At 41.4% G+C, this 12,560-nt stretch carries 11 protein-coding genes; 7 read left to right on the top strand and 4 right to left on the bottom strand.

Annotated elements, in window-relative coordinates; translation table 11 throughout:
• Positions 1–499: 499 nt before the first annotated feature.
• Positions 500–913, top strand: a complete 414-nt coding sequence (locus ACLOAU_RS10675; RefSeq protein WP_427861858.1) for a hypothetical protein — start codon at positions 500–502, stop codon at positions 911–913.
• Between the two features lie 76 nt (positions 914–989).
• Here ACLOAU_RS10675 and ACLOAU_RS10670 read toward each other — a convergent pair whose 3' ends face one another.
• Both ACLOAU_RS10670 and ACLOAU_RS10665 read right to left on the bottom strand, forming a co-directional pair.
• Positions 990–2,252 (bottom strand): aminotransferase class I/II-fold pyridoxal phosphate-dependent enzyme, encoded by a 1,263-nt coding sequence (locus tag ACLOAU_RS10670; RefSeq protein ID WP_427861857.1) that lies wholly within the window; start codon positions 2,250–2,252, stop codon positions 990–992.
• Positions 2,253–2,462: 210 nt separating this feature from the next.
• Positions 2,463–4,877, bottom strand: coding sequence for a transglycosylase domain-containing protein (locus ACLOAU_RS10665; RefSeq protein ID WP_427861856.1), 2,415 nt, complete (start codon positions 4,875–4,877; stop codon positions 2,463–2,465).
• 259 nt (positions 4,878–5,136) lie between these two features.
• On the opposite strand from ACLOAU_RS10665, the gene ACLOAU_RS10660 reads away from it, so the two are divergent.
• From ACLOAU_RS10660 to ACLOAU_RS10650, 3 genes are read left to right on the top strand one after another with little or no spacing between them, the layout of a single operon-like run.
• Entirely contained in the window at positions 5,137–5,358 is a 222-nt protein-coding gene (locus tag ACLOAU_RS10660) for an AtpZ/AtpI family protein (RefSeq protein WP_427861855.1), read from the top strand.
• The gene (locus tag ACLOAU_RS10655; RefSeq protein WP_427861854.1) at positions 5,342–5,752 is read left to right on the top strand and encodes a hypothetical protein; all 411 of its coding nucleotides are present in this window, start codon (positions 5,342–5,344) and stop codon (positions 5,750–5,752) included. Before ACLOAU_RS10660 ends, ACLOAU_RS10655 begins: the two co-directional genes overlap by 17 nt.
• A complete protein-coding gene (locus ACLOAU_RS10650; RefSeq protein WP_427861853.1) occupies positions 5,745–6,374 on the top strand; it encodes a SprT-like domain-containing protein in 630 nt (209 codons plus the stop codon). Before ACLOAU_RS10655 ends, ACLOAU_RS10650 begins: the two co-directional genes overlap by 8 nt.
• On the opposite strand, the gene ACLOAU_RS10645 is transcribed toward ACLOAU_RS10650, so the two are convergent.
• Together ACLOAU_RS10645 and ACLOAU_RS10640 are read right to left on the bottom strand one after the other, a co-directional pair.
• The gene (locus tag ACLOAU_RS10645; protein ID WP_427861852.1) at positions 6,375–7,484 is read right to left on the bottom strand and encodes a carboxylate-amine ligase; all 1,110 of its coding nucleotides are present in this window, start codon (positions 7,482–7,484) and stop codon (positions 6,375–6,377) included. It abuts the gene before it with no gap.
• Between the two features lie 134 nt (positions 7,485–7,618).
• On the bottom strand, positions 7,619–8,557 hold the full coding sequence (locus tag ACLOAU_RS10640) for an ATP-grasp domain-containing protein (RefSeq protein ID WP_427861851.1): 939 nt from the start codon (positions 8,555–8,557) through the stop codon (positions 7,619–7,621).
• Between the two features lie 206 nt (positions 8,558–8,763).
• Between ACLOAU_RS10640 and ACLOAU_RS10635 the strand changes: the two genes are divergently transcribed.
• The 3 genes from ACLOAU_RS10635 to ACLOAU_RS10625 all read left to right on the top strand — a co-directional run bounded on the left by ACLOAU_RS10635 (position 8,764) and on the right by ACLOAU_RS10625 (position 12,268).
• Positions 8,764–9,573, top strand: coding sequence for an alpha/beta hydrolase (locus ACLOAU_RS10635; protein WP_427861850.1), 810 nt, complete (start codon positions 8,764–8,766; stop codon positions 9,571–9,573).
• Positions 9,574–9,651: 78 nt separating this feature from the next.
• The gene (locus ACLOAU_RS10630) at positions 9,652–11,721 is read left to right on the top strand and encodes a thioredoxin domain-containing protein (RefSeq protein ID WP_427861849.1); all 2,070 of its coding nucleotides are present in this window, start codon (positions 9,652–9,654) and stop codon (positions 11,719–11,721) included.
• Positions 11,711–12,268, top strand: coding sequence for a DUF1543 domain-containing protein (locus ACLOAU_RS10625; protein WP_427861848.1), 558 nt, complete (start codon positions 11,711–11,713; stop codon positions 12,266–12,268). The genes ACLOAU_RS10630 and ACLOAU_RS10625 overlap by 11 nt, the downstream gene beginning before the upstream one ends.
• Positions 12,269–12,560: the final 292 nt, after the last annotated feature.

Raw genomic sequence — 12,560 nt, 5'->3', positions numbered from 1 at the left:
TATAAAAAAAGAACCCCTGCAAATTGCGGGGGTTTCTTTTTTTATAGATGCGGAAGGCCGGATTTAAAGAAGTTACCCCCTTGGACATCATCAAAATGATCCCCACTAAGCGATGATAATCAATATGGTAAGAAAATTCATCGCTATTTAGTCTTCCAAAATGCTGCGAAAACATGGTTTAACTATTGCATATAAACGCATTACCTTTGCACTCCCAATTACAAATCCATACACCAAATCCTGTTAATTGGGCAAACACTATTTCAATTAAGCCTTTGATGCTTTACCCTTTACCCGGCGTTCACGCCACAATGGTAAAACTCATAAAAGCAAAGGTTTTTTCAGAAATTATTTTCAACTACAGAAGGCATGTTTTACCTGCATTAGTTGAAGCATATACCCGGCTGATAAAGCTGAATCACTTCGATGATCCGGACCATTACAAGTGAATCAGGTATTTTCCGAGGTGTACATTATTTAACAATAAAACTCATTAAAAATGAAATCGTATTTATCGAAAAGCAAAGTTGTCATTCTCGCTTTATTAGCTATTGTAGGCACTACCCTCGCCGCCTCTGCACTTACTGCAAAGTTTAACGACAACACGGGTAAAGAAGGTATTAGCTACCTGGGTGTTCAGAATAATCTGTCAGTCTATAGATTAGCGCTGAAAAACAAAATCAATGAAACTTACTTTGTTTCTATCAGCAATATAGCAGGTGATGTTATTTTTTGCGATGAAGTAAACGGAGCGGAAATCGTGCGCAATTATCAGTTCGACAATAAGATATATAATACGGATGATAATCTCACTTTTACTGTATCTGATATAAAGGGTAAAACAGTAGGTATTTATGAAGTAAACAGAGCTCAGAAAACGGCTTATACTGTTGACTCAACAAAGACCAAGTAATTATATACACTTAACCAAAAGACAAAAAATACCCCGCGAAAATCGCGGGGTATTTTTTAGTAGTTGACTGAGTCATTTATTTTCTTTCATCAGCCATATCCGGAATTGCATTTGTTTTATAGCTACCTGCATCTAATTTTTCTTTTACAGCAGTGAATGCCTCCAAGGTCAATTGTATATCTTCATCGGTATGCGCAGCAGTAGGTATTAACCTGTAAATGATATGCCCGCGGGGAATAACAGGGTAAACCACAATAGAGCAGAAGATTTTATAGTTTTCACGCAGGTCCATTACCATTGCAGTAGCCTCTTCAACACCGCCCTTCATATAAATAGGTGTAACTACCGAATCGGTTTTACCGATATCAAAGCCTCTTTCTTTTAATCCCCTTTGCAGCTTTAATGCATTTTCCCAAAGCTTTTCTTTCAATGCCGGCTGACTTTTTAAAAGCTCCAGACGTTTTAAATTACCAATTACCAAAGGCATAGGCAAACTCTTTGCGAAGATCTGGCTGCGGATATTGTAACGGATATAGTCAATAATTTTTCTTTCACCGGCTATAAAGGCCCCTATTGAAGCCATTGATTTTGCAAAAGTAGAAAAGTAAAGATCTATCTGATCCTGTACACCTTGCTCCTCACCTGCTCCGGCTCCTGTTTTTCCTAAAGTACCAAAGCCGTGAGCATCATCAACCAGCAGTCTGAATTCATATTTATCTTTAAGATCTACAATTTCTTTCAGTTTTCCCTGGTCACCCGCCATTCCAAACACGCCTTCGGTTATTACCAGGATACCTCCGGCTTTTTGCTTTTCAATTAAAGAACTCGCTCTTTGCAATTGCTTTTCCAGGTCTTCCAGATCGTTATGTTTAAAAACGTAACGGTGTCCGGCATGCATGCGCAATCCGTCAATAATGCAGGCATGACTTTCAGCGTCATATACAATAATATCATGGCGGCTGCATAATACATCTATCAGGCTTGCCATTCCCTGGTAACCGAAATTCACCAGGATTGAGTCTTCTTTTTGTACAAACTCAGCAAGCTCTGCCTCTAATTGCTCATGGTGATTACTGTTTCCACTCATCATACGGGCTCCCATGGGCAGTGCCAGTCCAAAATCTTTTGCACCATCTGCATCTGCTTGTCTCACTTCCGGATGATTGGCAAGGCCAAGGTAATTATTCAAACTCCACACAATCATTTCCTGACCACGAAATTTCATCCTGCTGCCTATTTCGCCTTCCAGTTTTGGAAATGCAAAATACCCGTGCGCTCTTTCGCGGTGCTGGCCAATAGGCCCGTAATTCTTCAGTAATCTTTCGAAAATATCTGCCATATACAATAAACTAATTTAATATGAATAAGAAATTCGTGCAAATATAACGTGCGAAGTGCAAAGACTATTCATCTGATTTGAACAATCCGGTCTACAAGAGACACGGAGAAACCCCAGATGCCATTTGCAACAGCGATGGGCCGGTTACGCGGTGGTTGAATTGCCAGGCCCGATAATACCAGGATTAAATATCGGAAAAATTCTGTTTTATTAATTTTTCTCGTCTTTTCTACCGAATATTTTTTTGAAAAGTCCTTTCTTCTTTTTAGGCTCTTCAGGTGTGCCAATGGGTTTTTCCTTTTTGGCACTTGTATCTTTTACGGGTTGTTTCTTCTTATTAGGATCATCTGGTAGCGGCGCAGATTCAGGACCGATGTACTCATTGTTGTTCTGCATATAGTCTTCCTCGGTACCTACTCCCATATCTTCGCCGGCTGCAGCAGGTCCCCCGTTAGCATCATCCGAATAAAACACAGAGGGGTCGGCACTTACCGCTTCATTGCTCATAGTTGGAGGTTCGGCAAATTTTTCATCCTTCAAAATTCCCAGGTCCTTATTAGCATATACCTTTTTAAAGAAATGTTCCCAGATAGGACGGGCGGCTGTACCACCAAAACCGCCGGCTCCCTCGTTCCTGATGAAACGATCATCGCTACCCACCCAAACGCCTGCCAGCAATTGAGGCACAAAACCCATATACCAGGCATCGCTGTTATCATTGGTAGTACCAGTTTTGCCCGCCATTTCTGCAGCGCCAAGTCTTGCCCGCAATCCCTTAGCGGTTCCGATATCCACAGCGCCCTGCATCATTCTCGACATGGTGTAAGCCGTAGCCTCACTAATCGCTTCTCTCCTGTTAGCGCTATAGTCAAATCTTTTAATCACATTTCCATTCCTGTCTTCTATACGGCTGATAAAATAAGGTTTGGTAGAAAAACCACGGCCTCCAAACATGGAGTAAGCCCACATCATCTCAAATAAAGAAAGTTCGCAGGATCCCAATGCTATAGAAGGGAATGCCTGTACTTTTGTTGGCACACCTATTTTCTCCAGAAAATCAGTAAAATGCCGGGGACCTACCTGCTTCATAATATAGGCAGTTGCACAGTTCCTGGACCAGGCCAGGGCAGAAGCCATAGTCATGGTTCTGCCGGTACAAGTAGCACCTGTGGCTGGAACTAGCTGTCCGGCGCCAAAGCTTTGTTGTACATCCTGTACAGGAGTTTCGGGCGTAAAATTCAATTCATCTACAGCTTCACCGTATAATAATGGCTTAATGGTAGAACCTACCTGCCTTTTTGTATTAAGGTTAACGTGGTCATACTTAAATGTTTTAAAATCAATACCTCCTACCCATGCCCTCACTTCTCCGGTTGACGGATCCATTGCCATAAAACCCGCCTGCGTAAACAGTCTGTGGTATTTAATAGAATCATAAGGAGTCATTACCGTATCCCTCGAGCGCTCTGCATTCCAGGCAAAAATTTTCATGGGTGTTTTTTCAAAGAAAGTCGCCCTTATCTCTTTGTCGCTTAAGCCATCTTCTGCCGAGTTTTTCCAACGGTCGCTCGCTTTCATTGCAGCTTCCAGTATATTATCCCGTTTATTCCAAACACTACCATTTTTTACAAATCCCTGCCGGATCACATTCCGGTACAACTGGGGGGCCTGGGCAGCAACCGCCTCTTCCGCATACATCTGCATTACGGGGTTAATGGTTGTATAAATTTTCAATCCATCATTGTAAATATTATATGATGAACCATCGGGTTTAGAGATATCTTTTAATATTTTCTTTACTTCTTCACGTAGCACTTCTCGGAAATAAGGCGCAAATCCAAGATCTTCAGCGGGCTTTTTATAATTCAGCACGGGAGCAACCGCCTGAAGCGATTCGGCTTCTGAAGTAGAAATAACACCGTTTTCCGCCATTCTTCCTAAAACGAGATTGCGCCTGTCCATGGAGGCCTTGGGATTGCGACGCGGATTATAAATACCCGGCCCGTTAATACTACCTACCAGGAGCGCGGCTTCAGATACATTTAGCTGCCCCGGTTCTTTCTGGAAAAATCTTTTAGCGGCATTTCTGATACCGAAAACATTGTCAGGATAAGGTACCGCATTCAGGTACAAGGCAAGGATCTCTTCTTTTGTAAAATTTCGTTCCAGCTTAACTGCGATAATCCATTCTTTGAGCTTTTGAATGACCCTTTTTACAGGGTTTGTAGCTCTTTTATTAAACAAAGCCAAAGCCAGCTGCTGGGTAATGGTACTACCTCCACCCTGCGAACCGCCGGAAAATATGGCCCGCAAAGTACCTTTTATGTCGATACCTGAGTGTTCGTAAAACCTTTTATCCTCTGTAGATACCAATGCGTTAACTACATTCGGTGAGATTTCTTTGTACTTTACAATACTCCTGTTTCCTGATGGTAAATAATACCTTCCCATCAAAGTTCCTTCGCTGGCATACACCTCTGAGGCCTGGGCAATTGTAGGATTTTCCAGTTCTTCAATAGAAGGCATTTTACCAAATACGCCATAGTTGGCCATTACAATAACTGCTATAAATAAAATAAACCCGATAAAAAATAACCGCCAAAATATTCGTACCGATTTCTTCATTCAATATGTTGTTTAAAATTCTTCGCCTTAGTGAAGCAAAATTGCAGTAAATCTACATTTTAAATTAATTATTTATTTCCTAAAGTTCAAAACCCTGTTTCAGGTATTCCAATTTACTCCATTTGCGCTTATCCAATTAGCTTTTTCCCGAAAATCCGTTATTGCTTTTGTCAGGAAGAACTACCATTAAATTTTTCATCCTACCTACTAAATTGGCAGATAAAAAATTTAATGTACGTTTATCAGCAAATATCATTCCTTGCAACAAAAAAAGTATAGTCCCTGGTTTCGCTATTTGGGAATCACGGCTCAATTGCTGGCGCTGATTGGCCTGGCCGTTTACGGTGGAATTCAACTTGACAGTCGATTTGATATAGCACCTTTATTTACAGTAGCCTTACCTTTGCTGGTATTGGCTATTACATTCTACAAACTAATTAAAGAAACAGGGAAAAAGGATAACAATGATGGACGCAAGTAAAAAAGGTTTTAATCCGCTTAAATTGATGATACTGGTTTTTGTACTTTTAAGTGCTTTCTTTCTTGTTTTCAGGGAAACGCTGACAAAAGCAGGTGCCGACGCCAATGTGTTAATCGTAGCTAATATCATTTTGTTTTTAATTGGAATTTTCACCGTGCGAAACGGGTTAAAAGCGGTCAGTAACCCTAATCCACATGTATTTGTAAGGGTTTTCTATACGGGATTCATTATTCGTCTTTTTGCCTGTGCCATTGCGGCATTCGTGTACATTTACTGGACTGACGGTAAGGTAAACAAGGTTTCGCTTTTTGGCAGCCTCGGCATTTACATATTATATAATGTAATAGAAGTTTCTTCTCTACAAAAAGCTTTAAGGAATAATAAGAATGGCTAAAAAGGAAGTTCCTTTACAGCAGCTGGCAGACTACCTTCCTGATCACACGTTTGAGCCAGTTGTTGCTTATCTGAATTTTTATAAAGTGCATTTAACCATCGCCAAAAGCAGGAAATCCGTTTTAGGCGACTACCGGCATAGTATTGACACCAGGCATCACCGGATTAGTGTAAACGGGAACCTGAACAAGTACGCATTCCTGATCACACTATTGCATGAATTGGCGCACCTGGTTACATTTGAAAAATATGGCAACCGGGTGCAGGCACATGGAAAGGAATGGAAAACCATGTACGGCCAGATACTGGCCCAGTTTATTGAGAAAAAAATATTCCCGGCAGATATTGAAAATGAACTATTAGCTACCCTACACAACCCCGGAGCATCTACCTGCTCGGAGGAGAGTCTTCAGCGTATCCTTTACCGCTATGATGCGAGAAAAGAAGGCTATGCTCTTGTAGAAGCCATTCCTGAGGGAGAATTCTTTCGCCTTAAAGATGGCCGCATATTTCAAAAAGGCAGAAAGCGGACCAAAAGATACAGTTGTATTGAAATATCGACTAATAAAACCTACCTGTTCAGCCCGGTTTACGAAGTACAGCATGTGTCCATCTCACGATAATCAGATCCCGTGTAAAAAACTATTGCTGATATATTTTGCTACCTGGGCCAAGTCTTTTGTTTCTTCAAAAACAGCCAGCTGCCGGTCTGCCCCTGTACCATTCTCTAGTATTTTATGAACGTAGTCAATTCTATGGCGACTGCCTAAATGTGGAATAACCGGATCTAAAAAATCAAGCAATTCATAAATAAGAGCACGCGTATTAACCTCCTCTTCTTTACCAAAATCAATCAAATAACCATCTAATCCATACCGGCTGGCGCGCCATTTATTTTCATTGATGAGTGGACGAGAGTATTGTATATAATTGAGATTTTTGCTGCGCAACATGTAAATGCGTGCACATATGGCCTGGAATAAAGCCGCTATTGCTATGGTTTCATCTACTGTCATAGGAATATCGCATATCCTGAACTCTACTGTATTGAAGAACGGGTGTACGCGGAGATCCCACCAGATCTTTTTGGCATTATCAATACAATTGGTCTTGATGAGCATCTTTACATAATTGTCGTATGCTTCAATACTTTCAAAGGCATCCGGAATGCCAGTGCGGGGGAACTTGTCAAAAACCTTGGTACGGTACGATTTATAGCCCGTGGTACGGCCCTCCCAAAAAGGAGAGTTGGTGCTCAACGCAAAAATATGCGGTAAAAAGTAGCGGGTAGAATTGGCGATGTGATTAGCCAGTTCGCGGCTTTCCATACCCACATGCACATGTAGCCCAAAAATGAGATTGCTGCGCGCAGCCTCCTGTAATTCGGCAATAATCTCGTTGTAGCGCTGATGATCGGTGATCAGCTGTTTTTCCCAGTGACTAAACGGGTGGGTGCCTGACGCACCTAAGGTTAAACCTAGGTCTCCCGCAATATCGTATATGGTTTTACGCAGTAAAGAAACATCTTTATGCGCCTCATCAATATCCTGGCATATATCAGTACCCACTTCTACTACAGCCTGGTGCATTTCAGCTTTAACTTTGTCCTTAATCGTTTTCTGCCCTTCCTGAACAATACGTTGCTCATGGCTTTTCAGCTCGAAAGTTTCGGGGTCAAGCACCATGTATTCTTCCTCTACACCCAGTGTAAATGTTTTATAATTTAAGACCATTTGAAAAATTTGCTAATATGATAATTAGCTAATATGTTAATGTGAAAATGTTGATTATCGGGTACAGTGTTACCTCACATAAAGCGCTTTTGCCAAGTCGGCAGTAGCACATCATCACATTAGCAGATTGGCATTTATTTTCCTGCACTCTGTTTAACGTATTCACCCCAGGTAAGATTATCGCCACCATTATTGGCCAATGCTTTTTCAATGGCAAAGCTGGCAGCCGTTTCTACCACCCACTCAAAATTCTCAGCTCCTACACTGGCTACATCGGCATCGGGTGCCGGGTTGCAGAAATCAATGGCATAAGGAATACCATCGCGCAAAGCCAGTTCAACCGTATTGAAATCGTAGCCGAGATATTTATTGATCTTCAAAACAATTTCGGTCATTTCTTTTAGTTTCTCTTCGGTTGGCGCAAAGTCGGCTTTGTAACGTAAATGATGCGGATTACGCGGCTCATAAGGCATGATACGTACATGCTTGCCTCCGATACAATAACACCGATAGTATTCTTCAAAAACGATCTCTTCCTGCAACAGCATTACCAACTGCCCCGTTTCGTTGTGCTTCTCAAAAAACTCTTCCATGGTATTGAGCTTATACACGTTCTTCCAACCACCGCCGGCAAAAGGTTTCATATAAGTAGGAAATCCTACTTCGTCAAAAATCCCCTGCCAATCTAAAGGATAAGACAGGTTGCTGAAAGAGTCTGCGCTCGTATCATCAGGCATTTCGTTGGACGGCAGAATGGCTGTTTTAGGAACAGGTACCCCTATCTGAGTCATCAGGCAGTTATTGAAATACTTATCATCAGCGCTCCACCAGAAAGGGTTGTTGATAACGGCAGTTCCCGTAAGGGCCGCATTTTTCAACCAGGTGCGATAAAATGGCACATCCTGCGATATACGGTCGATGATTACGGAGTAACCACTGCCTACGCCCTGCAATGCCTTTTCAATTTTTACCGGTTCGGCAATAATACCTTCTATATTTTTGCTATTTACCCTGTTTACAAAAGCCTCAGGAAACGATCGCTCCTTTCCGTGCAGAATACCTATTTTTTTCATGTTTAAATTAGTTTGTTGGTACAATAATTATGGTGCGGTTATTAATATGGTTTCAAAAATGATCGCTATTAAAAATACTTCACTATCAAATATATTTTTAAAATTGATATAAACAAAAATTGTTTCTGATCAAATATTAAACCTTTATCAAAACAGAAATTAATAATTAAATAATATTAAAAATACATTTTACTATTTTTGATTGAATGGAAACTGCAGCCGAATTAGAATTGGTTACCGATACCTTAATCATAACATCAACGCATTTAAAAAGAGAAGTTACACTTAGTTTATTTCTTCCCAAAAATGTTGTTAACCAGGCAACAATCAGTTTATTGCTGATCAATGACGGACAGGATATGCCCGTTATGGGATACGACAAAATTCTTCACGATCTATACCAGCAAAATGCCATTCACCCGGTACTGTCTGTAGCAATCGCTGCCGGCAGCGAGCGAATACAGGAATACGGCGTTGCGAAAAAGAAAGATTACCTCGGACGCGGAACAAAGGCCGGTGCCTATAGCAAGTTTATTCTAAAAGAATTGCTTCCCTTTATTAAAGAAACCTACCAGGTTCCTGAATTCAGAGAAATTGCCTTTGCAGGATTTTCTTTGGGAGGATTAAGCGCCTTTGATATGGTTTGGAGCCATCCCGATATTTTTTCCAAAGCAGGAATTTTTTCGGGCTCACTCTGGTGGCGTAGTGTGGACCAACACGACAAAAAATACGATGACGATAAACATCGCATTATGCAGCAACAAATACGCAAAGGAGCATATTCACCCGGGCTTAAATTTTTCTTTGAATGTGGCAAACTGGATGAAAGCGGCGACCGTAACAATAATGGTATTATTGATTCGATCGACGATACATTAGATCACATTAAAGAGCTATTGGCTAAAGGTTACAAACCCGAAGATATTACCTACCTGGAGCTGGATGAGGGCAAACACGATGTGGCCACCTGGGGACTGGCAATGCCTGCCTTTTTAAAATGGGGATGGGGTAAATAAATTTGAAATTTAAGCCTTTAAGTTTAATGTTGTTTATAGAACTTTGAACTTCCAAATATTGAATCTTAAACTTCAAAGATGCCCAACGCACTTATCAATGAAACCAGCCCTTACCTGCTGCAACATGCACACAATCCTGTAAACTGGTATCCATGGGGAGATGAGGCTTTGCAGAAAGCAATAGCTGAAGACAAACCCATTTTGGTTAGCATTGGTTATGCAGCCTGCCACTGGTGCCATGTAATGGAGAGGGAAAGCTTCGAAGACGAAGCAACAGCAGCGTTGATGAACGAACATTTCATCAACATCAAAATTGACCGGGAAGAACGACCAGACCTGGATCATATTTATATGGACGCTGTGCAGGCAATGGCTGGTAGCGGAGGCTGGCCCTTAAACGCATTTCTTACCCCGGATAAAAAACCATTTTACGGCGGCACTTATTTTCCACCTAAGCCTGTAATGAACAGACCGTCCTGGAAAGATGTATTAACAGCTGTAGCAGATGCATTTAAAAAACAAAGAACAGATATCGAAGAACAGGCTAACGGACTTACCCAACATCTTTACCAGGCCAATAGCTTTGGTATCAATACTACGGAAGAGTCTTTCTCAATCGAACAGATAGATACTGCCTGCGACAATCTCTTAAAGCAGGCAGACAGGCAATGGGGCGGATTTGGTGCGGCTCCTAAATTTCCACAAACATTCTCCATTCAATTCTTATTGCGCTACTACACATTTGAAAAAGAAAGAAATTCTCAACTGGCAGCAGAGGCATTACAACAGGCTTTGCTTAGCCTGAATAAAATGATCGAAGGAGGCATTTACGACCAGATCGGCGGAGGATTTGCTCGCTACTCAACCGATCCCGAATGGCTGGCACCCCATTTTGAAAAAATGCTTTATGATAATGCATTACTTGTAACTACTTTGAGCGAAGCATATGCCATCACACAAAACGAATACTATAAAAGAACTATTGACCATACACTAACCTTCGTTGAGCGCGAACTACTGGACCCATCCAATGGGTTTTATGCAGCACTCGATGCAGACAGCGAGGGCGAAGAAGGTAAATACTATGTATGGCAGCTCGAAGAGATTGAGGAGTTACTCGGACCAGATGCCGCTGTTTATTGTGACTATTATAACATATCAGCTAACGGTAATTGGTCCGAAGGGACTCCCTCGGAGGAAAAGAAAAATATCCTTCGCGTGCTGGAACCCTTACCCGTATTTGCTGCTAATCGTCAGTATAAAATTGAAGATTTACAGCTCTTACTGGATCGATGCAATGCTACACTGCTTCAAGTAAGAGAACAACGCATTAAGCCTGCTTTGGATGATAAGATCATTTTGAGCTGGAATGCTTTAATGAACTCGGCTTATAGCAAAGCCTATGCGGCAACAGGCAACGACATCTACAAGCAAAAAGCCGTTTGCAATATGGAATTTTTGCTATCCGCCTTTCAAACGGCAGAGGGCAACTGGCAACACGTATGGAAAAACGGAGCGGCAAAGTACCCCGCTTTTCTCGATGACTATGCCTACCTGATCCAGGCACTGCTACAATTACACAAGATTACAGCAAACACGGACTACCTGTTTCGCGCTAAAAAGCTTTGCGAAAAAGTGATTGCAGATTTTTCAGAGCCCGACGGCTATTTTTATTATACGCCCGAACAACAAACTGATGTTATCGTACGAAAAAAAGAAGTATACGATGGCGCCACCCCAAGCGGCAACTCCGTTATGGCTCAAAACCTGTTAGAACTCGGACTTCTTTTAGATCAAAGAGAATGGCTGGAGCGTTCTTATCAAATGACCAAAGGATTAAGTACTGTTGCTGTTAAATACCCCACCTCCTTTGGTGTATGGCTCGCAGGTGTTTACCAGCAAATAACAGGAACCAAAGAAGTAGTGCTGATAGGTAACTTTGAACCTTCATTAAGTGAATTACTGGCACAACCTTTATTTCACAGCATTATGATGGCCGCACATCAACCTGATGAAAGCTTCCCGCTTTTAAAAGACAAAACGACGGATCAGGAACTCGCGCTGTTTTTGTGCGAGAATTATGCCTGCCAACGCCCGGTATTCTCGGTTAAAGATTTATTGAAACAATTGAACAAGGATGGCTTATAAACTTTTTTACTTACTGCTGGGCTGCACACCAGCGGGAAGGCATACAGAACAACATGATGTATTTTTTTGTATTGGAAAAGATCTAAAAGATATTATTCCCGACATCAAAGCTTTTTGGCGCGGGTCGGGCAAAATACATATTGATAGCTGGCGCGAAGTAACTGCTGTTGACGGGTTCCGCATCTCCATAATAGAGCAAGCTGCCAAACCGGAGAAAAATCAACACCTCTTCTTCATCAACCTGGGAGGCTACTTACCGGGCTCTTTTGAAGAACATCATTATAAACTGCTAACCGTAGCGGAGGATCTGTCGCAAGCAATTAGAAATGCTAAACAAACTTCTTTCTATAGGGATTATAACACCGAAGATAAAAGCGGCATCAGCCATGTAGACAATAAATACGGCGTAGATGTGGACGAGGTATTGAATGTGGCAGATATTCTGCCAGAGCACCAGAAGGAACGGTTTTCAATTCTATTAGAACCTGGTAAAGGATTGGTAGAAGATGAACTACATATAGGCTACTTGAAGCTGGATAAAATCTAACTTCATTATCTTTTATAGGATTCTGTAACCGATATTAAAACATCCCCCACACTATGCAGCCTTAATGGCGCCAGATATTTTCGGCAATTCCTCCAAAACTTTCCCAATAAAACTCCTAAAAAGAGCCAAAGGCTTGAAAAGTATTGTGCTCAAAAACTTTTGAAACACCTGATAACACATTATAAAAAACCATCTTAGTTATAGATTTTATGATAAATTCGTATTAAGCATGAGTTATTTGAATTTCAGATTTTCGATTGCTGCATGAAATTCCAGGTACTATTACTCGTTC

The organism is Paraniabella aurantiaca (assembly GCF_050309965.1).
Classification (GTDB): Bacteria; Bacteroidota; Bacteroidia; order Chitinophagales; family Chitinophagaceae; genus Niabella.
Note: the sequence above shows the minus strand (reverse complement) of the source record. Positions and strands in the feature narration are given on the sequence as shown.